We start from the raw sequence: 19,943 nt of genomic DNA on the forward strand, positions 1-19,943 counted from the left end.
AGTCTCTCAGACTCAATCCGGGTGAACACCCGATACAACCTATTGAAGCTTCACATCTAGAAGCAACAGGTCTCCGTGAAAATCAGATTGTTCGGAACCATCATCCGGGAAAACGGCACAATTCCAAGACACCCTCCGCACAGGCCTGCCCATGAACTACAAGCACCTCCACTACTTCCTGCAGGTGGCCAAACTGGGCGGTGTGCTGCGCGCCAGTGAGCAACTGCACCTGTCGCCGCAGACCATCAGCGGGCAGATCCAGCTGCTCGAGGAAGCGCTGGGCACGGCCTTGTTCATCAGGAGCGGGCGCGGTCTGGCGCTCACCGACGCGGGGCGCATGGTGCTCGGCTATGCCGAGTCGATCTTCTCGATCGGCGCGGAGCTCGAAGAAGTCCTGCGCGGCTACCCCGACAAAGGCAGGTTGCTGGAGTTTCGTGTCGGTGTGGCCGATGCCGTGCCGAAGACCATCGCCTGCCGCCTGATCGAACCCGCCTCCCGCTTGCCGGAGCCCGTTCGCATCGTCTGCCGCGAGTGGAAGCTCGACATGCTGCTGGGCGAGCTGGCCCTGCACCGCCTCGACCTCGTGATCGCCGACGCACCGATTCCCTCCGCTGTGAGCGTGCGTGCGTTCAACCACCGGTTGGGCAGCTGCGGCGTCAGCTTTTTCGCGGCGCCATCGCTGCTCACACCGGCGCAGGCGGCAAGCTTCCCGCACTGCCTGGATGGTGCGCCCATGATCATGCCGGCCGAGGAGTCTGCGGTGGGCAAGCGCCTGCGGTCCTGGCTCGGGGCACAGTCGCTGCACCCCCGCGTGGTGGCGGAGTGTGACGACAGCGCCCTGGCCAAGGAGCTGGGCCGGCGCGGGATGGGCGTCTTCGTCGGCCCCACCGTGCTGCAGCGGGACATCGAAAAGCAGTTGGGCGTTCGCGCGCTCGGTGCCACGCCCGACGTGGTCGAGGAATTCTTTGCGATCTCGATCGAGCGCCGCATCACGCATCCCTGCGTGACCGCGATCACCGAAGCGGCGCGCAACCAGCTGTTCGTCGAACCGGCGCGGCGGCGCACGAAAGCGACCCGCCAGACGGCTTGAACCGGTACGCTTGGCGCCTGGTCTTCTCCTCCATGCCCTTCTTCCAACCCCGCCTGCCCCCCACCACGGCCACCATCAATGGTCGGGCGATCCTGGTCGAGCGGCACGAGACGCTGCTGTCGGCCGCTCTGCGCCAGGGCATCGCGCTGCCGTTCAGCTGCCGGGTGGGCGGCTGCGGCACCTGCAAGTGCCGGCTCGTCGAAGGCCGGGTGAAAGAGCTCACCGAGACCGGCTACATCCTGTCGGACGAAGACATTCACAGGGGCAGCATCCTGGCCTGCCAGAGCGTGCCGCAAACCGATGTGTGCATCGAGGTCGATCTGGCCGCGTCAGCTGCGCGGCGCAGCGTGGCCGGGCGCGTGATCGGCCAACGCCGGCTCACCGACGACATCACGGCGCTGGAGGTGCAGCTCGACCAGGGCCTGCCGTACCAGGCGGGGCAGCATGCGCAGCTGAGCCTGGGCTTGCTGCCGGGGGTGCGCCGCAACTACTCGTTCGCGGCACCCCCGCGGCCGGACGGACGGGTCGGCTTCCTGGTGCGCAAGGTCCCGCAAGGGGTGTTCTCGACCCTGGTCCACACCGAAGACCTGGTGGGCCAGACCGTGCAGGTCGACGGCCCGCATGGTGACTTCTGGCTGCGCCGGTGCGACGCCCCGTTGCTGCTGGTGGCCGCAGGCAGTGGGCTCGCTCCGGTGCTGGCGATGCTGAAGGACGCCATCGACTCGAACGCCGACCGGCGCAGCGCCACCTTGTTGTTCGGTGCGCGCAGCCGGCGCGACCTGGCCCTGCTCGACGAGCTCGGTGACCTGGCCAGCCGCTGGCATGGCGGTCTGCGTGTCGTGCCGGTGCTCTCGGGCATCGAGCAGGAGCCGGACGGGACCGGCGCGCGCGGCCGGGTGACCGACTTCCTCACAGAGGCCCTGCCCCGGACCGCCCACGCCTACCTGTGTGGCCCCCCCGCGATGATCGACGAGGCGCTGCCGCTGCTGGTGCAGCACGGGCTGGCGCGCGAGCACATCCACGCCGATCGCTTCACCACGCAGCCGCCCTCCCCGACACCCCTGAGGCACGCGGCGCGCGAGAACAGGGCGGCACCGGCGGTGACCAACGCCAGCGTGTTCGACTACCTGAAGTTTTTCCTGTTCCACGCGGTGAGCCTGTCCAGCGCCGTGGCGCTGATCGCGGGCGGCCCGGCCATCACGGCCGGGTTGCTGGCTGTGCTGGCGTTCTACCTGGTGGGGGACGCGGTGTGCGGCGACGACACCTCGACACCGCGCTACCGGCATCCGGGCATCCTGACCGCGCAGTTGTGGCTTGCGCTGCCTTTGCTGGCGCTGATCGTGTTCGCCGCCGTGTGGGGCGTGAGCCCGGGCGACCCGCTCGGGTTTGGCGCCTGGGTCGGACAGTGGAGCGGTCACGACGTGCTGGGCGCCAGGGCGGCGGCGGGCTGGGGCCACCACCTGTCGGCGGTGCTGTTGACCGGGCTGATGATCGGGCTGGTCGGCACCATCACCGCACACGAACTGACCCACCGCACCTGGGACCGCGTCTCGATGGCCATCGGGCGCTGGCTGCTGGCGTTCAGCTTCGACACCATCTTCTCCATCGAGCATGTGTACGGCCACCACCGCTATGTCTCGACCCTGGAAGACCCGGCCACGGCACCGCGCGGACGCAACGTCTATGCGCACATCGTCGCCTCCACCATCAAGGGCAACCGCAGCGCCTGGAACATCGAATGTCAGCGCCTGCGCCGCAAGGGCCACGCGGTGTTTTCATGGCACAACGCGGTGATTCGCGGCCACGGCATGAGCCTGGGCCTGGTGGCGCTGGCCTGGGCCATGGGCGGCTGGCCGGCAGCGCTGTTCTTTGTGCTGTGCGCGCTGTGGGGCAAGGCGCTGCTGGAGATCGTGAACTACATGGAGCACTACGGCATGGTGCGCAACCCGGCCACGCCGGTGCAGCCGCGTCACTCGTGGAACACCAATCGCCGCCTCAGTTCATGGAGCATGTTCAACCTCACCCGGCATTCACACCACCATGCCCAGGGAGAGGTGCCCTACCAGGACCTCAAACCCTTCCCCGATGCGCCGATGATGATCGGGGGCTACCTGACCACGGTCGTGGTCGCGATGGTGCCCCCGCTGTGGCACTGGCTGATGACGCCCAAGGTGCTGCAATGGGACCGGGAGCACGCGAGCGCCGAGGAACGCGCACTGGCAGCCCGGGCCAATGCGCGCAGCGGGCTGGCCGGGCTTCAGGGGCAGGCGCCAGGCGCCTGAAATCACTTCACTTCGGTGGCGAACTGCTCCAGTGGGCGACGCACCTTCTTCAGGTTCACCAGCCAGTCGCCTTCGCCGGCGCGGTAGCCCAGCGGCAGAATCGCCACGCTGCGCAGACCGCGTTCGCGCAGCTTCAGGATCTCGTCCAGCTTGGCCGGGTCGAATCCTTCCATGGGCGTGCTGTCCACCGCTTCAAAGGCGGCTGCGATCAGCGCAGCGCCCAGGCCGATGTAGGCCTGGCGTGCAGCGTGGTTGAAGTTGAGCTCGGCATCGCGTTGCGGGTAGCTGCCCAGCAGCATCTGGCGGTAGTTCTCCCAGCCTTCGTTGGTGCCGCCGCGCTGCGCATTGGTCAGATCGAACATGTGGTTGATGCGCTCTGCGGTGTAGTTGTCCCAGGCGGCGAACACCAGCAGGTGCGAGCCGTCGGTGATCTGCGCCTGGTTCCAGGCGATGGGCTTGATCTGCTCGCGCACCGCCTGGCTGGTCACCACGATGATTTCGAACGGCTGCAGGCCGCTGGAGGTGGGCGCCAGGCGCGCAGCCTCGACGATGCGGTCCACCTTGTCCTGCGGCACGGCCCGGGTGGCGTCCATCTTCTTGGCGGCGTAGCGCCATTGCAGTTTGTCCAGCAGGTCGGTGGCATGGGTGGGTTGCGACAGGTCGCTCATCGGGTGTGCTCCAAAAAAACATGCCCACACGGTGTGGGCATCGAGGGCATTTTGTCGCAGTGCAGCAAAACGTGCTCGCGGCGCCGCCAACACCATGGCGCCGGTCGTGCAACGGCGCATCCCACGGCGAGCCGGTGATGCGCCCCCGCGGCCTTGAGGGCTGAAAAAGGTGTTCAAGCCTGGCGCGGACTTTTCACGCGAGCCATTGCGTGCAGTCAATGGGCGCCTGGCTTGTACGCGCGACATTGGCAACCGGAGCCAGCGGCTTGCGCAGGCATCGCTCAGAGGGTCCGGTCATCACGGGCCGCCGGTTTTCAAGACCCGCTTTTCCCTTCTATCAAAGGAGCATTTTGATGAAAACATGCAAAACAGACCCTTCTCGCTGGCACCGGTTCCTGAACGGTGTCGCTGCGTTTGCCGTGGCTTCCGTTGCGGCCTTGTCCCTCTCGGGATGTGGTGGGGGTTCATCCGACCCGGCACCGCCACCGGTGACCATCGCTGCACCCGGAGCGCCCACCGGCTTGACCGTGACCGGTGGCGAGAATGTGGCCACCCTGGTGTGGTCGCCGCCAGCCGTCTCGGCCAGCACCGGCCTGCCGGACAGTTTCGAGATCTACCGCAGCACCACCGCAACCACCATCCCAGCGACGCTGGTCGCCCCGGCCAACTTCGTCGCCTCGGTACCTGCGGTTGCCGCACAGACCACCCCCTACAGCTACACCGACATCGGCCTGCCGGGGTCCAACACCACCTACTACTACGTGGTCACCGCCAGGAATGGCGGTGGAGAGACGCCGTCTGCGGTGGCCAGCGATTCGGTGACCGGACCACCCAACCCCCGAATCTATGGCAACAACTTCTCGGCGGCCCTGATCTTTGCGGACGACATCGGCATCAGCAACCTGGCCCTCGATCCGGCCAAAAGCTGGACCATTTCCGACCTGACGGCCATCGACTACAACACCGGACTGCGTCCCCTGGCCACTGAAGTGACGGCCATGCAGGCCCTCCCGGTCCCCCAGACGACCCTGCCGTATCTGCCCCAGCCATCGAGGATCAACCCCCTGTACTACGAACAGAAGTCCATCAACACCTGGCAGGGTGAATGGGCCAGGGCCAACGGCGTGGATCAGGAAGTCAACGCCAAGTGGGGCGACAACCTGTCCAGCGCCAGCCTCAGCTCGAGCGCCAAGATCAGGATCGAGATGGTGCTGACCAAGGACGTGACCGCAACCCCCATGACGGTCTACCCGATGTTGCTTCTGTCGGGCTCGGGAACGACCGAATTGCAGGGAACCACCGGCGTGGCCACCCCAACCACCACCGCCTTTGTCTTCGCCACCAATGCCCGCCTGACGCTCCAGCGGCTGGACGCCGGCGGCCTGCCCACCGGCCCCATGGTGGTGGACCAGGCGCTGTTTGATCCGGCCATCCCTGACGGCCTCAACAAGCTCTCTGGCGAAATCCCGGTGTCCGGCAACTTCACCTATGGCTTCGTGTGGGATCCCGCCACCTCAGGCTCCACCGCCGGCCAGTACCGGGTGACCTTCAAGCTCGATCCGACGTCATCGTTCGGAACCGGCGCCCCGGCCAACAACACCTTCATGAAGACGGCCACCAACGGTGTGCGCGTGTCCGACACCGAGGTCTATATCGATATCGATGTGAAGTAGTCAAGCACGATGCACTTCGCCGGGTGCCGGCCTCAGCACCCACCCGGCGAACGTGAATCCCATCGTCGGCGGCACAGCCCCGCCGGGTACCACGCGGCTTCGGCGAAGAAGCACTTCAGCCCACCCTCTGCCCCTCGTGCGTACCCGGATCCTGTCTTCCGGAAGGAGGCCGGGACCGGCATGTGGCCAATGTGCCGTGACACCGCAAGCCGGCTTCAGACCCCGGTCAACAGACCGCTCCACAACCATCCACTGAGCACGGCGCCACCGAGCGCAAGGTAGATCGCGCAGGGCAGCAGCATGCGCCGCAGGATATCGCTCTCGCGGCCGGCCAGACCCACCGTGGCGGCCCCGGCGACGATGTTGTGCGGGCACACGATGTTGCCCACCGCGGCACCAAAACCCTGGGCCGCCACGATCGCCGTGACCGGCAGCGACAGGGCCTGCGCCGTCTGCGCCTGCAGCGAGGTGAACAACACATTCGAGGCCGTGGCCGACCCGGTGACGAAGCTGCCCAGGGCACCGACGGCAGGCGCCACCCAGGGCCAGGCCGGCCCGACCCGCTGCACCGCCGCCTGCTCCAGGGTGCCGATGAACCCGGCGTGCAGCATCAGCCGGGACAGCACCAGCATGGCCAGCAGGGCCAGCGTGACCGGCACCAGTTGCCTGGCCGAGTGGGCCAGCGCAGCACCCACATCGCGCAGCGGCACCCCCTGCAGCCTCGCGCCGATCAGCAGCGACACCAGCAGCAGCGTGCCGGGGTGTGTGAGGGGCTGCATGCGCCCACCAAAGCCACCGAAGCCTTGCCAGGCGATCTCCACAGCAGACAAGGCGTCGGCCACCGGCGGCCACCGCCGGGCCAGGGCCAGCGCCACCACCCCGATGACCAGCACGCCATAGGGTGCGAGCGCCTGGGCCAGGCCGCTGGCGGCGCCCGCTGGTTCACCGCCATCGCTGGGCGCCACAGCTGCCACGGCCTGGCGGCGCAGCACGGCAATGAACAGCGCCCCACCGGCCAGGGCCCCGCCCAGCGTGGCCAGCTCCGGCCCGAGCAGCGCAGCCAGCGCCATGCCGGGCAGCAGGAAGCCGGCCGCTGCCAGCGCGGCCCAGCGCCAGCCGGGCCGGTGTCCGCTGGCGGCCAGCGTGCGCACGAAGAACACCATCATCACGCCGCCCAGCAGCGTGTGCAGCAGGGCGGTGCGCCACGCGATCTGCACGCCGTCCAGCCCGGTCAGGGCCACCTGCGCCAGCACCGGCGTGCCCAGCGCACCGAACGAGACCCCCACCGCATGGCCCAGCAGGGCGAGCGCCACCGCCGGCACGGGCGCAATGCCCAGCCCCACCAGCAGCGGCGCGGCCAGCGCCACCGGCGTGCCGAAGCCGGCCGCCCCCTCGAAGAACAAGGCCATCAGCCAGCCCACCAGCAAGGCCTGCAAGCCGGTCGATCCGGTCAGGCGGGTGAGGCTGGTGCGCAGCGTGTCGATGGCGCCACGGGTTTGCTGCAGGCGGTGCAGCGCGAGTGCCGGCCACAGGATCCACAGGATGGTCAGCGTGAGAAAACCGCCCTCGGCCGCCACCCCGGCAAAGGCCTGCAGCGGCGCGGCATCGGTTGCCGCGAAGTCGAAAACGGTCACGGCAAGCAGGGCAGCCAGCGCCAGCGCCGCAGCGCCGGCCCGCGCAGCGGACCATTGCAGGCCGAGCATCAGCGCGAGGATCGCGGCGATCGGTGTTGCCGCCAGCGTGGCGGCCCAGCCCAGCCCCTGCACTTGCGCCGCCCCTCAGACGATGCGCTCGACCGAGACCGGGTGCAGCGGTCGGCCCCCGGCTTCGAAGTGGTCGAGGTTGGCCACAGTGGTTTCAGCGATGCCCGTGAGCGCCTGCTCGGTGAAGAAGGCCTGGTGGCCGGTGACGATGACATTGGGGAAGGTCAGCAGCCGGGCGAACACGTCGTCGTGCAGCACCGTGTTCGACAGATCGCGAAAAAACAGATCGGCCTCTTCCTCGTACACGTCCAGGCCCAGGCTGCCGAGTTGCCCGCTCTTCAACGCGGCCACCGCCGCCCGCGCATCGACCACGGCACCGCGGCTGGTGTTGATCAGCATCGCGCCGCGCTTCATGGTGGCCAGCGCCTCGTCGTCGAGCAGGTGGTGGGTCTGCGGCGTCAGCGGGCAATGCAGGCTCACGATGTCGCTGCTGGCGAGCAGCTCGGGCAGCGGGACGTAGCGCGCACCGAGCGCCGTGAGGTCCGGGTTGACCTCGGGCGCGAAGGCCAGCACCCGACAGCCGAAGCCAGCCATGATGCGGGCGAAACAGGCGCCGATCTTGCCGGTTCCGATGACGCCAACGGTGCGACCGTGCAGGTCGAAGCCCAGCAGGCCTTCCAGCGCGAAGTTGCCTTCGCGCACCCGGTTATAGGCGCGGTGGATCTTGCGGTTGAGCGTCAGCACCAGCGCCACGGTGTGCTCGGCCACGGCGTGGGGAGAATATTCGGGCACGCGGCCAACGGCCATGCCCAGCGCCGCAGCGGCGGGCAGGTCCACATGGTTGAAGCCGGCGCTGCGCAGGGCGATCAGGCGCACACCCAGGCCATGCAGGCGCTGCAGCGTCTCGGCGTTGAGCCGGTCATTGACGAAGGCACAGACCGCCTGTGCGCCCTGGGCGGCGGCGGCGGTGCCGGCATCGAGCCGGGCCTCATGGAAAACCAGCTCGTGGCGGCCAGCGGCATTGGCACGGGTCAGGAATTCGCGGTCGTAGGGTCGGGTGCTGAAGATGGCGACTTGCATGTCCGGATGATGACGCTGATTGGGCCAGCTGTCCGTGCTTGATGCAACGGCGCCCTCACTCCACCGTCACGCTCTTGGCCAGGTTCCTCGGCTTGTCCACGTCGGTGCCTTTGGCCAGCGCGGTGTGATAGGCCAGCATCTGCAGCGGCACCACGTGCAGGATCGGTGACAGCGCGCCGTAGTGTTCGGGCATGCGGATCACGTGGATGCCTTCGCTGCTGGTGATGCGGGTGTCGGCGTCGGCCAGCACATACAGGACGCCGCCACGCGCGCGCACTTCCTGCATGTTGCTCTTGAGCTTTTCCAGCAGGGTGTCGTTGGGGGCCACGGTCACCACCGGCATGGCTGCGGTCACCAGGGCCAGCGGGCCGTGTTTGAGTTCGCCCGCCGGGTAGGCCTCGGCATGGATGTAGCTGATCTCCTTGAGCTTGAGGGCTCCTTCAAGGGCGATGGGGTAGTGCAGGCCGCGGCCCAGAAACAGCGCGTTGTCCATGCGGGCGAAGTCCTCGGCCCAGCTGATCACCTGCGGCTCGAGTGCCAGCACGGCTTGCAGCGCCACCGGCAGGTGGCGCATGGCCTTGAGGTGCCCGGCTTCTTCGGCCGCGCCGAGGTGCCCGCGCACCTGGGCCAGCGCCAGCGTCAGCAGGAACAGGCCGGCGAGCTGGGTGGTGAAAGCCTTGGTCGATGCCACACCGATTTCGACACCGGCCCGGGTGATGTAGGCCAGCTCGCATTCGCGCACCATGGCAGAGGTGGACACGTTGCAGATGGTCAGCGTGTGTTTCATGCCCAGCCCCTGGGCGTGGCGCAGCGCGGCCAGGGTGTCGGCAGTTTCGCCGCTCTGGGTGATGGTCACCACCAGCGTGCGCGGGTTGGGCACGCTGGTGCGGTAGCGGTATTCGCTGGCCACTTCCACCTGGGTGGGAATCTTCGCGATGCTCTCCAGCCAGTACTTGGCGGTGCAGCCGCTGTAGTAGCTGGTGCCGCAGGCCAGGATGAGCACGTTGTCGATGTCCTTGAAGATGCGGTAGGCGCCGTCGCCGAACAGTTCGGGCGTGATGCCTTCCAGGCCTTCGAGCGTGTCGCCGATGGCGCGGGGCTGCTCGAAGATTTCCTTCTGCATGTAGTGGCGGTAGGGGCCGAGCTCGGCCGCGCCGCTGTGGGCCAGCACGGTCTTCACAGGCCGCCTGGCCGCGTCCAGCGCACGGCCCTGGGCATCGAGCACCCAGTAGCGGCCCAGCTGCAGGTCCACCAGATCACCCTCTTCAAGGTAGACGATCTGGTCGGTGACGCCGGCCAGGGCCATGGCGTCGCTGGCCAGAAAATGCTCGCCACCGGGCACGCCGTCCACCGTGCCCACGCCCAGCACCAGCGGCGATCCGGCGCGGGCACCCACGACACGGTGCGGCTCGTCCTTGTGGAAGACCGCGAGCGCGTAGGCGCCGTGCAGCTGCACCACGGCGGTCTGCAGCGCTGCGAACACATCGCCTTCGTACAGGGAGTCGATCAGATGCGCGATGACCTCGGTATCGGTCTGGCTTTCGAACACATAGCCCCTGGCCTGCAAGGCCGCGCGCAGTTCGTCGTGGTTTTCAATGATGCCGTTGTGCACCAGCGCGACCCGGCCCAGGGTGCCGGCCGCCGATCCCGGCCCGTGGCTGAAGTGGGGGTGGGCGTTGTGCACCACCGGTGCGCCGTGGGTGGCCCAGCGCGTGTGCGCAATGCCGGTGCCGCTGGCGATGCCTTCGGCCTGCACCTGCTGCGCGAGCTCGGCCACCCGGGCTGTGCTGCGGGCCCGCTGCAGGCCACCGGTGTGCACCGCCACCCCGCAGGAGTCATACCCCCGGTACTCCAGCCGTTGCAAGCCTTGAACCAGCACAGGCACGATGTTGCGACCCGATACCCCAGCGACGATGCCACACATGCCGAACTCCAAAAAAATGATGGAACGCCGATGCTAGTGACTACCACATGAAATAAAGAGTCAAAATGAGCCGAAAAATCAACATCCATTTCTCAGACTCGAACTTCAGTACAAATAATTCAAGAATGTAATCTTCATGGAACAAATCGTCATTGATGAAGCCGACCTGCGCCTGCTGGACCTGCTGCAGAACGATGCCTCCCTGAGCAACCAGGCCCTGGCCGAGCGGGCGCACCTGTCACCACCCACCAGCCTGCGGCGTGTCAAACGGCTGCGCCAGCTGGGCCTGATCGAGCGCGAGGTGGCGCTGTTGAGCGTCGACCGCCTGGCCCCGGTGCTGGGCCACGGGCTCACCGCCCTGGTCGAAATCACGCTCGAGCGCCAGGGTGCCGAGCAGCTGGACACGTTCGAGTCCCGCGTGTTGCCGGTGGCTCAGGTGCAGCAGTGCTACCGCGTGAGCCCGGGGCCCGACTTCGTGCTGGTGGTGCATTGCCGGGACATGCCCGACTACCTCGCGCTGGCCCAGCGCCTGTTCACCAGCGATGCCAATGTGCGCAACATCAAGGCGTTTTTCAGCCTCAAACGGGCCAAGTTCGAGCCCCGCCTGGCGCTACCGGCCAAACCTGCGGTGTGACTCGCCCAAACCACACCGGCGAGCCGGATGACTGATAAGTTGTTACTTAGCGCACACTTGGAACCGCTTTTACCCCTTGTGTGAGTTGACGAAAAATACTTTATGTAACAACCTTCGCCCTCTGCCCAATTGCAGGGCAGTCTGTTTTCTGGAGGTTTTTGATGGACACGACTTGGATTGCCGTGCTGGGTACGCTGGCCCTGCTGGGACTCGCCGCGCTGGCCTGGTGGTACCGCAGGACGACCCAGTCGTCGGGCCGGGACGACCGGTACAGCCCGGAACGCCTGCTGACGCAGGAGCAGGCGCAAATGCTGGACTACCTGCAGGACACTTTTCCTGGCCAGGTGGTGCTGCCCAACCTGATGCTGAAAAACATGCTCTCCGTGCGCCGCGCCGGCAACCGCAAGCGCGCCGAGGAGCGCCTGAGTCAGCAAAAGGTCGATTTCGTGGTCTGCGGCGATGACGGCAAGCCCACCTTCGCCTTCGACATCGAACAGCATCCCCTGAGCAATGCAAGGCACAAGGCCCACCTGGTGAAGCTGAAGAACCGCATCCTCAAGACGGCGGGCATCCGCTTTGTGTTCCTGAAGAACGGCCTGCACCGCATGCCCTCGCCGGCCGACTTTCGCAAACAGCTCAACCTGGCCGAGCTGCCCAAGCCCAAGGCGGTGGGGGAAGTGCGTGACAAGGATTCCCGGGACAGCCGCCTGCAACAGCTGGAGAGCCAGTTCTCGGAATTCGATTCGCTCAACTCGCACACCGGCTTCCGTGACTCCGAGGTCATGGGCCTGACCGGGCTGATGGACCTCGACCAGGAAGGACGCCGCAGCGGGTTCAGCAGCGCCTACAGCAACAGCGGCTTCAGCCCGTCGCGCAAGGGCGAACGCAGCGGCCCCAACAGCAGGTCGCCGGGCGAGAGCCGCTTCGATTCGCTGGACGTGCGCGGCCGCTGAGCAAGCGGCCCCGTCTCACACGGGTTCCCCAGGCACCAGGCGCCCGGTTGAAGCGCTGGTGCCGACGCCCTGACTCACCACCAGATTGCCCTTTGAGCCACCACGGTTCAGAGGGCATTTTTCTGGCGAGGGTTTCTTCTGTTTCCTGGGGGCCTCCCTGCCATCGACCGCCGCGTTGTCGCCATGAAAACACTTCAGACTGTCCTGGAACCGCCGCTGAGGGAACAGCACCGCCTCTCTCTGGAGCAAGCGGTTGGGTGGTTGCCCAGCGTCGCCCAGCCTGTCGGCATCGTTGCATCCGGGAGCATCGTCCGGGGCAACCCGGGCCCTTCCAGCGACCTTGACCTGGTCATCCTGCACGACCAACCGTGGCGCCGACGGGTACAGCGGTGGTTCAACGGAACGCCGGTCGAGCTGTTCTTCAACTCTGAGGCCTGGCTGATGCACTGCATCCAGAGCGAGGCAGACGAAGGCCGTCCGGTCATGGCCCACATGCTTGCAACCGGCAAGCTGCTTCTCGATGTGGACGGGCGCCTCGGCGCCCTGAAGCGGCTTTCGCATGACATCCTGCAGCGCGGCCCCGGTCTGGGTCCGGCCGCGCTTCTGCGCGACCGCTATGCCGCAGCAACACAAGTTGAAGACGCCCTGGATTTCATCGACGCAGGCACTCCAGACGCGACGCAGGCCCGGGCTTTGGCCGTGCATGCTCTCGTGCGCCACGCGTATCTGAGCAAGAACCGGTTCCTGCCGCGACCCAAGGAACGTCTGCACCTGCTGGCTCAGGACGAGCCGCTTCTTGCGGATCTTCTTGCAACGGCACTCGGGCCATCGCCGGCCGAGGCCATGGTCGCGCTTCGGGCAGCGTCTCTGCACGCACTGGAGGTTGCTGGATTTTTTGAGTGGGACTCCGGCGACGACGGTTCGCTGCCACCCGGCGCCGGTTGAGAACAGAGCCCACCTGCCTTCGAGGCACACGGGCCCTCAAACATCACCTTGGCCGAACGCCCGGGCCTCAGGGAACCGGTTTCTTTTTGCCGGGGCGCTGCCAGTTGTCGATGACCACCTGCTTGCCACGGGCCACCGACAGGGCGCCAGGCGCCGCGTCCTTGGTGATGGTGGATCCGCCACCCACCGTGCCGCCCGCTCCGATGGTCAGCGGCGCCACCAGAACGCAGTTGCTGCCCACGTGCACGTCGGCCTCGATCACGGTGCGGTGCTTGTTGGCGCCGTCGTAATTGGCGGTGATGCTGCCCGCACCGAAGTTCACCCGCTCGCCCACGGTGGCGTCGCCCAGGTAGGCGAGGTGGTTGGCCTTGGCGCCGGCGGCCAGTGTGCTGTTCTTGACCTCCACGAAGTTGCCGATGTGCACGTCGGCACCCAGGTCGGCGCCGGGCCGCAGCCGCGCGAACGGGCCCACCAGCGCGCCCGGCCCCACCTTGACGCCCATCTTCTCGCCGTCGATGTGGGTGAACTCATGAATCACCGCGCCGGCTTCGATCACGGCGTTCGCAATCACGCAGTTCGCGCCGATGCGCACGCCATCGCCGAGCTGCACGCGACCTTCGAACACGCAGTTGACGTCGATCTCGACGTCCTGGCCGCACAGCAGTTCGCCGCGCACATCCAGCCGCGCCGGGTCGGCCAGCCGGGTGCCTTGTTCCATCAGGGCGTCGGCGCCGCGCCGCTGATAGGCGCGCTCCAGCTCGGCCAGTTGCACCGGGCTGTTGACACCGGCCACCTGCACCGCGTCGTCGATGCGATGCGCCGCCACCGTCAGCCCGTCGGCCACGGCGAACTTCACCACGTCGGTCAGGTAGTACTCGCCCTGCGCGTTGCGGTTGTCCAGCCGCTGCAGCCAGCCGCGCAGCAAGCGGGTGGGCACGGCCATGATGCCGCTGTAGATCTCGGTGATGGCGCGCTGCGCGGCGCTGGCGTCCTTGTGTTCCACGATCGCCTGCACCGACGCGTCGGCCGCGCGAACGATGCGCCCATAGCCGGTGGGGTCGGGCATGTCCAGCGTGAGCAGGCTCAGTCGATCGCCAGCGCACAGGTCGAGCAAGGCCTGCAGGGTCTCGGGTCGGGTGAGCGGCACATCCCCCGATAGCACCAGCGTCACACCGTCGTCTGGCAACACCGGGGCGGCCTGCTGCACCGCGTGGCCGGTGCCCAGTTGCGGCTCCTGGCGCACGAAACGCAGGGCCGTGGTGGCACTCGCTGTCAGGCCGGCTTCGACCTGCGCGGCGCCGTGCCCGGTGATCACCACGACCGAACGCGCCGATAACCGCGCGGCGCAGTCGATCACGTGCTGGGCCAGTGCGCGACCGCCCAATCGATGCAACACTTTGGGCCGCTGGCTTTTCATGCGCGTGCCCTTGCCGGCCGCCATCACCACCACATCCACAGGGAACGACATGAACACCTCTTTCGGGGAATCGTTGCGCGGCGTTCTTGCCGGGCCTCACGTGCGCCGAATTATCGCCCTCAGGGTGGTCCGGATCTGTGCGCTGGTGATCATGACGGGCGCCATCGCCGCCTGCGCCACCACCCGTCTGGCCTACAACCAGGCGCACAACGCCACCTACTGGTGGCTCGACAGCCACGTCGACTTCAACAACGGCCAGTCGATCCCGGTGCGCGGCGACATCAACGCCTTCTTTCAGTGGCACCGCACCAGCGAACTGCCGCTGTATGCCGGCCTGCTGCAGCGCTGGCAGGCGCTGGCCGCGCAGGACATCACCGCAGCACAGGTCTGTGCCGAGTTCGACGTGATCCGGGAACGCCTCGACCGGGCAGCAGAGGCCGGCGTGCAGCCCATGGCCCGCCTGGCGCTGCAGCTCGATGCGGCCCAGCTCGAACACCTCAGGAGCCGCCAGGCCAGAAGCAACGAAGAATTCGAAGAAGACTTCATGCAGGCGTCGGCCGAGGCGCGCATCGAGAAGCGCCTGGAGCGGGCGATCAGCCGCAGCGAGAGGCTTTACGGCCCGCTCAACGACGGGCAGAAGGAGTTGGTGCGCAACAGCATCCGGGTGTCGCCGTTCGACCCGCAGCGGACCCAGGCCGAGCGCTTGCGCCGCCAGGCCGACCTGCTGCAAACCGTGAAGGACGCTCAGGCGGCGCCCGACACCGCGGTGGAGCGGGTGCGAAGCCACATCGCCCGCCTCGGCCAATCGCCCACGCCGGGCTACCGCACCTATTCGCAGGAACTGGTGCGACAGGGCTGTGCGCAGTTCGCCCAGTTGCACAACACCACCACGCCCGGGCAGCGCGCCAACGCCGTGCGCGTGCTCAAGGACTATGAAGACGACCTTCGGGTGCTCAGCGCACAGCGCTGAGCGCGCGCCCGGCGCCACACCCGAACGGTCCAGCTTCAGGCGCGGCAGACCGCCCGGAAACATGCCCAGGCAGACGATGGCAAAACGGCCACGACACCCCGGTCGGCGGCGGTGTGGTTGAGGGTGGTGGTGGGCATTCGGTGCGGGAGAGAGCGCGGCCCATCGCAGCGCGGCGCAACAAAAAAGCCGCCCGCAGGCGGCTTGGTGGCTTGTCTGCCGACCCTCAGGCCTGCAGCGCCTTCCACATTTCCTGGTCGCGCTCGGCGGTCCAGATGCGCGGGTTCTTGATGCCCTGGGCTTCGTCAAAGGCGCGGCTCACGTCAAACGGCAGGCAGTGTTCGTAAATGAACACGTGACCGAACACCGGATCCATGCTCTTTCGGGTGTGGGCCATCGCGGTCTTGAGGTCCATGCCCGCGGCAGCGGCTTCCTTGCCGGCCTGAAACAGCGTGGTGACCCAGCGCTTCGTGTAGTCCAGCGCCTTGTTGACGTCGTCCTTGCCCTTCATGGCTTCACCCCGACCGGGCACGATCGCTTCGGCGCCCAGGGCACGCAGGGCTTCGAGGGTGGCGGGCCACTCTTCGAGCTGTGCGTCACCGGTGTAGACACCGGCCTCGTACTCCACCAGGTCACCGCTGAACAGGACCTTCTCTGCTTCGACCCAGGCGATGGTGTCGCCGCGCGTGTGGCCCGGGCCCGGATGCCAGATGCTCACCTTCACGCCGCCGAGGTCCACCTCCAGGCTGCCCTGGCGGCCGGGTTGACCATCACCGATGACCAGCGTCGGCCAGGTCAGGCCGGGCACGCTGTCGGCGCCGCGAAAGAGGCGCGGGAAGCGCTCCATCTCGCTCTGCATGTCCTGCGCACCCCGCTCCACGATGAGCTCGTAGGTTCCCCGGCTGGCGATCACCTCGGTCGCGCCCTCGGCGAGGTAGGCGCTCGCACCCAGCACCCGGACCGCGTGGTAGTGGGTCAGCAGCACGTACTTGATCGGCTTGTCCGAGACGGTGCGGATGTGTTTGATCAGGTCGCGCGCCATGGCCGGAGTGGCGGTGGCGTCGCTGACCATGATGAACTTCTCGCCGATGATCACGCCCGAGTTCGGGTCGCCCTCGGCGGTGTACGCCCAGCAGTGCTCGCTGAGTTGCTCGAAGGTGGTTTTCTTGTCGTCCAGGTCGGCCTGGGATGCGAAGGCTTTGCTCATGGCGGTCTCCGTGTGGGGAAGTGGCTAATTTTACCTAAACGAAATTGATTTCGCATAGGTGAACGCGTTTCAAGCCTGGGCCGGATCGCTCAGGCCACGCTCCATCATGGAGACGACCTCGTCGGCAAACGCGCTGTAGCTCATGGCGCCGCCCGGGCGCAGCCAGGTGAATGTCCAGTTGATCATGCCGAACAGCATCATCGTCAAGGCCGTCTGGTTGGCCGGCGTCACGCGCTCGGGGTAGGCGCGCTTGAGGAAACGGGTGAAGGCGGCCACCACGTCGCGCTGGCGGTTGAGGATGAGTTCGCGCTGCTGCTCGCCGAGGAACTTGGTGTCCGACACCAGGGCGACATGGCGCGTGGCCGAGGTTTCGTACTCGGTCAGGAAAGCGCGCACCAGCTCGCTCAGGGCATCGCGCTCATTCAGGTTCTTGCGCTGCGCGCGCGCTTCGGCCTCGCCGATGAGCGCCAGCAGGCGCTGCGTGTACCGGTCGAGCAGGTCGAACAGGATCGCTTCCTTGCTTTCGTAATAGTGGTAGAGCCGGGCCTTGCTGGTGCCGCAGGCCGCCGCGATGTCGTTCATGCTGGCGGCGGGAAAGCTCTGGCGCGCAAAACAGTTGGCCGCCACGTCCAGGATCTGATCGCGTTTCAAGTCGTGGGAAGCGGATTTTGGTCGGGCCATGCTTCATTCTCCCACCCCGCGGCGGCCCCCCGGGCCGTCCATCCCGCAGGAGGTCGGCGCGCGCATGGCGCGGCTCACGGGGGATTGGACTCGAACGGCCTGAGTACCCGGCCTCGGCCCGCCACCAGGTATTCGCTGTAGCCGAACAACCCGCGCAGCAAACGCCCGAAAGCCAGACCGGCCTGCCCGAGCGCCAGTGCCAGGTCACGCGCCGGCGCCACCACCTCGCGGGCAAACCGGTCGGGCCGACGCACCGCGCGGTCCTGCGGCTCGGCACACCAGTCGAAGCGCACGGGTCCTGAGCTGGCGGGCTGCCACGGCTCCATCACCAGGCGCGCACCGGCCGGCACGGACAGGCTTTCACCGGCCGCCAGCACCACGTCGCCCGACTCCTTGCCCGATCCCCGGTGCGGCAGGCCCAGCGTCACCCAGGCGCGACCCTGGGTGATGTGCAGACGGCTGGGCACCTGCGGACGAAGGGTCATCGCGCGACGCGCGTCGAGGCACCAGCCGGGCGCAGGGACAAGGCCATTCAAGGCGGGCAGAGCTTGGGGACAGAGCGTGTTCATGACGGACTCCTGAGAAGGGATGAAGCTCATCCTGGGACTGAATGTTCGGGCCGCAGGCCCTGTCCGTCCAATGAAGACGCAGTAAGCTATTGATTCAATAAGCGCATCAATGCCAGGAGCCTCCCATGCAGCTCACCAGCAGCCATCCACGCACCCGGCCCATCGCGGCGGGCCACCTGCGCGCCTTTGAAGCCGTCGCGCGTCACCTCAACTTCCGCGCGGCGGCCGAAGAGCTCTCCCTCACGCAGAGCGCGGTCAGCCGGCAGATCCAGGCGCTGGAAGACGAGGTCGGTACCGCCCTGTTTCTGCGCCACACCCGCGCCGTGGAGCTCACCAGTGCCGGCTCGCAACTGCTGCGCGCTGCGGCCGCGGCGCTGGAGCGCATTGATGCGAGCGTGCGGCAGATCCGGCAAAGCGCCGGGCGCAAGAGCGTGGCCATCACCACCTGGGCGTCGTTCGCCTCGATGTGGCTGATTCCGCGGCTGGAGGCCTTTCAGCGCGACCATCCCGACATCGACATCCGCATCGACGCCACCGACAACGCGGTGGACCTCGCCACCTCCGACGTCGATCTGGCGCTGCGCTATGCCGTGCCGCAAGCCATGCCGGCCAGCGCCCGACGCCTCTTCGGCGAACAGCTCACCCCGGTGGCCAGTCCCTGGCTGCTCAAGACCCACCCGATCAAGAACATTGAAGACCTGTCGACCTGCGCCCTGATCGAGGCCGGTGATGCCCACCGAACACGCCACCTCGAATGGCTCACCTGGCAACGCTGGCTCGACACCTTCGGCACACCGACCGCCGTCGTGCCTGGCAAGCGCGCCCGCGCGCCTTCCAGGCCGGCAAAGATCTCGCCGCAGCGCTGGATGTATTTCAACTACGCCAGCCAGATCGTGCAGGCCGCGCTCACCGGCCAGGGTGTGGCGCTGGCGCGCCTGCCACTGGTGGCCGAGAGCCTGGCCAGCGGAGCACTGGTGGAGCCTCTGCCGCATGCCCGGCTGGATTCGCCACTGGCCTACTGGTTGATGGTGGCGCCGCGCAGCGTGCAGCGCCCGGAAGTGAAGGCCTTTTGCGACTGGCTGCTGCTGCAGGCCGCCGCCACGCGGCAAGCCATTGGCGATGTGCCCGACCCCGACACCGTCGATCAGATGGACTGACCCCATGTCGACACCTCGTCAACTCGCCGCCGGCAACTTGCGCAGCATCGTCTTCATGCTGGTGGCGGTGGGCTTTTTTGCACTCATGGACGCGGTGCTCAAGACCTTGTCGGCGCGCTACCCGGTGCTGCAGATCGCCGCGCTGCGCGGCATGACCGCGATACCGCTGGTGCTGCTCTACATCGCCTGGCGCGGCGCGTGGCACACGGTCTTCAAGATCCGCTGGCCACTGCACCTGCTGCGCGGCATGCTCGGAATCGCCATGCTCTCGCTGTTCACGCTGGGTGTGCGCGAGCTGCCGCTGTCGGCCGCCTACACCCTGTTCTTCATCTCGCCACTGCTCATCACCATGCTGTCGGTGCCGGTGCTCAAGGAGCGTGTTCCCGCGGCGCACTGGTGGCTGATCGGGGTCGGTTTCGTCGGTGTCCTGATCGCCCTGCGGCCCAGTGGTGACGAACTGCAGAGTGGCTTCGTCACCGTGGGCGGCCTGGCCACGCTGGGCGCGGCGCTGTGCTACGCCGTCGCTGCCGTCACCGGCCGCCTGGCCAGCCGCACCGACAGCAGCGAGAGCATGGTGCTGTCCATGATGGTGCTGATGTCAATCGGCGCCGGCGCGTTCGCCTGGCCCGACTGGGTGGCCATCGAGCGCAGCGACGCCCCGCTGCTGCTCGCCCTGGCCATCACCGGCTTCGGCGGCCAACTCGCCATCACCGAAGCGTTCCGCCACGGCCAGGCGTCCGCCGTGGCCCCGTTCGAGTACAGCGCGCTGGCCTGGGGCCTGGGGCTGGACTGGCTGATCTGGCACACGCTGCCCGCCTCGCACACCTGGCTGGGCGCGGCCATCATCATCGGCAGCGGACTCTATCTGGTGCGGCGCGAGAAGCGCATCACCGAAGTGCACGCGAACGCCGAGCACCCATGAACAACGAGCCGCCGCCGGCCCAGCCCCCTCGGGGGGCAGCGGACCTCGCGAAGCGGGGGAGCGTGGGGGCA

The 19,943-nt window shown here is 67.4% G+C and carries 17 protein-coding genes; 9 read left to right on the forward strand and 8 right to left on the reverse strand.

Annotation, left to right across the window (positions count from 1 at the left end; translation table 11 throughout):
• Positions 1–151 precede the first annotated feature (151 nt).
• Positions 152–1,090 (forward strand): transcriptional activator NhaR, encoded by a 939-nt coding sequence (gene nhaR / locus QUV35_RS18430; RefSeq protein ID WP_300877310.1) that lies wholly within the window; start codon positions 152–154, stop codon positions 1,088–1,090.
• 32 nt (positions 1,091–1,122) lie between these two features.
• Positions 1,123–3,372 (forward strand): fatty acid desaturase, encoded by a 2,250-nt coding sequence (locus tag QUV35_RS18435; RefSeq protein WP_300877311.1) that lies wholly within the window; start codon positions 1,123–1,125, stop codon positions 3,370–3,372.
• Between the two features lie 2 nt (positions 3,373–3,374).
• On the opposite strand, the gene QUV35_RS18440 is transcribed toward QUV35_RS18435, so the two are convergent.
• Positions 3,375–4,040, reverse strand: a complete 666-nt coding sequence (locus tag QUV35_RS18440) for an NAD(P)H-dependent oxidoreductase (RefSeq protein WP_300877312.1) — start codon at positions 4,038–4,040, stop codon at positions 3,375–3,377.
• 353 nt (positions 4,041–4,393) lie between these two features.
• Here QUV35_RS18440 and QUV35_RS18445 point away from each other — a divergent pair, with 353 nt between their 5' ends.
• The gene (locus tag QUV35_RS18445) at positions 4,394–5,713 is read left to right on the forward strand and encodes a fibronectin type III domain-containing protein (RefSeq protein ID WP_300877313.1); all 1,320 of its coding nucleotides are present in this window, start codon (positions 4,394–4,396) and stop codon (positions 5,711–5,713) included.
• A gap of 215 nt (positions 5,714–5,928) precedes the next feature.
• Here QUV35_RS18445 and QUV35_RS18450 read toward each other — a convergent pair whose 3' ends face one another.
• The 3 genes from QUV35_RS18450 to glmS are packed head-to-tail and all read right to left on the reverse strand — an operon-like array spanning position 5,929 to position 10,420.
• Entirely contained in the window at positions 5,929–7,479 is a 1,551-nt protein-coding gene (locus tag QUV35_RS18450) for an L-lactate permease (protein WP_300877314.1), read from the reverse strand.
• A 12-nt stretch (positions 7,480–7,491) separates the two neighbouring features.
• A complete protein-coding gene (locus tag QUV35_RS18455) occupies positions 7,492–8,496 on the reverse strand; it encodes a 2-hydroxyacid dehydrogenase (RefSeq protein WP_300877315.1) in 1,005 nt (334 codons plus the stop codon).
• Positions 8,497–8,551: 55 nt separating this feature from the next.
• The gene (glmS, locus tag QUV35_RS18460) at positions 8,552–10,420 is read right to left on the reverse strand and encodes a glutamine--fructose-6-phosphate transaminase (isomerizing) (RefSeq protein ID WP_300877316.1); all 1,869 of its coding nucleotides are present in this window, start codon (positions 10,418–10,420) and stop codon (positions 8,552–8,554) included.
• 136 nt (positions 10,421–10,556) lie between these two features.
• Between glmS and QUV35_RS18465 the strand changes: the two genes are divergently transcribed.
• The 3 genes from QUV35_RS18465 (at position 10,557) to QUV35_RS18475 (ending at position 12,952) form a co-directional block, all read left to right on the forward strand.
• Positions 10,557–11,054: an Lrp/AsnC family transcriptional regulator gene (locus QUV35_RS18465; protein ID WP_300877317.1), complete on the forward strand. Its 498-nt coding sequence runs from the start codon at positions 10,557–10,559 to the stop codon at positions 11,052–11,054.
• 161 nt (positions 11,055–11,215) lie between these two features.
• Entirely contained in the window at positions 11,216–12,007 is a 792-nt protein-coding gene (locus QUV35_RS18470; protein ID WP_300877318.1) for a DUF2726 domain-containing protein, read from the forward strand.
• 183 nt (positions 12,008–12,190) lie between these two features.
• Positions 12,191–12,952 (forward strand): nucleotidyltransferase domain-containing protein, encoded by a 762-nt coding sequence (locus QUV35_RS18475; protein WP_300877319.1) that lies wholly within the window; start codon positions 12,191–12,193, stop codon positions 12,950–12,952.
• 67 nt (positions 12,953–13,019) lie between these two features.
• On the opposite strand, the gene glmU is transcribed toward QUV35_RS18475, so the two are convergent.
• Positions 13,020–14,420, reverse strand: a complete 1,401-nt coding sequence (gene glmU, locus QUV35_RS18480; RefSeq protein WP_300877320.1) for a bifunctional UDP-N-acetylglucosamine diphosphorylase/glucosamine-1-phosphate N-acetyltransferase GlmU — start codon at positions 14,418–14,420, stop codon at positions 13,020–13,022.
• Here glmU and QUV35_RS18485 point away from each other — a divergent pair.
• Positions 14,419–15,339 (forward strand): DUF6279 family lipoprotein, encoded by a 921-nt coding sequence (locus QUV35_RS18485; protein ID WP_300877321.1) that lies wholly within the window; start codon positions 14,419–14,421, stop codon positions 15,337–15,339. The two genes, glmU and QUV35_RS18485, sit on opposite strands and share 2 nt — an antisense overlap.
• 223 nt (positions 15,340–15,562) lie before the next feature.
• Here the strand turns inward: QUV35_RS18485 and QUV35_RS18490 are convergent, their stop codons facing one another.
• The 3 genes from QUV35_RS18490 to QUV35_RS18500 form a co-directional block, all read right to left on the reverse strand.
• Positions 15,563–16,543, reverse strand: a complete 981-nt coding sequence (locus QUV35_RS18490) for an MBL fold metallo-hydrolase (protein WP_300877322.1) — start codon at positions 16,541–16,543, stop codon at positions 15,563–15,565.
• A 69-nt stretch (positions 16,544–16,612) separates the two neighbouring features.
• Positions 16,613–17,224 carry a TetR/AcrR family transcriptional regulator gene (locus tag QUV35_RS18495; protein WP_300877323.1) on the reverse strand — a complete coding sequence of 204 codons (612 nt, stop codon included), beginning with the start codon at positions 17,222–17,224 and terminating at the stop codon, positions 16,613–16,615.
• Between the two features lie 74 nt (positions 17,225–17,298).
• Positions 17,299–17,793 (reverse strand): DUF2917 domain-containing protein, encoded by a 495-nt coding sequence (locus tag QUV35_RS18500; protein WP_300877324.1) that lies wholly within the window; start codon positions 17,791–17,793, stop codon positions 17,299–17,301.
• Between the two features lie 125 nt (positions 17,794–17,918).
• Here QUV35_RS18500 and QUV35_RS18505 point away from each other — a divergent pair, with 125 nt between their 5' ends.
• Entirely contained in the window at positions 17,919–18,950 is a 1,032-nt protein-coding gene (locus tag QUV35_RS18505; RefSeq protein WP_300877325.1) for a LysR substrate-binding domain-containing protein, read from the forward strand.
• Positions 18,951–18,954: 4 nt separating this feature from the next.
• Positions 18,955–19,872: a DMT family transporter gene (locus QUV35_RS18510; RefSeq protein ID WP_300877326.1), complete on the forward strand. Its 918-nt coding sequence runs from the start codon at positions 18,955–18,957 to the stop codon at positions 19,870–19,872.
• Positions 19,873–19,943 lie beyond the last annotated feature (71 nt).

The sequence above is a fragment of the Hydrogenophaga sp. genome (assembly GCF_030373225.1).
GTDB lineage: Bacteria > Pseudomonadota > Gammaproteobacteria > Burkholderiales > Burkholderiaceae_C > Hydrogenophaga.

Bases quoted from the DNA above. Each gene is read 5' to 3' on its own strand.
- QUV35_RS18440 (WP_300877312.1), bottom strand. From the start codon at position 4,040: ATGAGCGACCTGTCGCAACCCACCCATGCCACCGACCTGCTGGACAAA.
- QUV35_RS18470 (WP_300877318.1), top strand. From the start codon at position 11,216: ATGGACACGACTTGGATTGCCGTGCTGGGTACGCTGGCCCTGCTGGGA.
- glmS (WP_300877316.1), bottom strand. From the start codon at position 10,420: ATGTGTGGCATCGTCGCTGGGGTATCGGGTCGCAACATCGTGCCTGTG.
- glmU (WP_300877320.1), bottom strand. From the start codon at position 14,420: ATGTCGTTCCCTGTGGATGTGGTGGTGATGGCGGCCGGCAAGGGCACG.
- QUV35_RS18435 (WP_300877311.1), top strand. From the start codon at position 1,123: ATGCCCTTCTTCCAACCCCGCCTGCCCCCCACCACGGCCACCATCAAT.
- QUV35_RS18475 (WP_300877319.1), top strand. From the start codon at position 12,191: ATGAAAACACTTCAGACTGTCCTGGAACCGCCGCTGAGGGAACAGCAC.
- QUV35_RS18490 (WP_300877322.1), bottom strand. From the start codon at position 16,543: ATGAGCAAAGCCTTCGCATCCCAGGCCGACCTGGACGACAAGAAAACC.
- QUV35_RS18510 (WP_300877326.1), top strand. From the start codon at position 18,955: ATGTCGACACCTCGTCAACTCGCCGCCGGCAACTTGCGCAGCATCGTC.
- QUV35_RS18495 (WP_300877323.1), bottom strand. From the start codon at position 17,224: ATGGCCCGACCAAAATCCGCTTCCCACGACTTGAAACGCGATCAGATC.
- QUV35_RS18445 (WP_300877313.1), top strand. From the start codon at position 4,394: ATGAAAACATGCAAAACAGACCCTTCTCGCTGGCACCGGTTCCTGAAC.
- QUV35_RS18455 (WP_300877315.1), bottom strand. From the start codon at position 8,496: ATGCAAGTCGCCATCTTCAGCACCCGACCCTACGACCGCGAATTCCTG.
- QUV35_RS18505 (WP_300877325.1), top strand. From the start codon at position 17,919: ATGCAGCTCACCAGCAGCCATCCACGCACCCGGCCCATCGCGGCGGGC.
- nhaR (WP_300877310.1), top strand. From the start codon at position 152: ATGAACTACAAGCACCTCCACTACTTCCTGCAGGTGGCCAAACTGGGC.
- QUV35_RS18465 (WP_300877317.1), top strand. From the start codon at position 10,557: ATGGAACAAATCGTCATTGATGAAGCCGACCTGCGCCTGCTGGACCTG.
- QUV35_RS18500 (WP_300877324.1), bottom strand. From the start codon at position 17,793: ATGAACACGCTCTGTCCCCAAGCTCTGCCCGCCTTGAATGGCCTTGTC.
- QUV35_RS18485 (WP_300877321.1), top strand. From the start codon at position 14,419: ATGAACACCTCTTTCGGGGAATCGTTGCGCGGCGTTCTTGCCGGGCCT.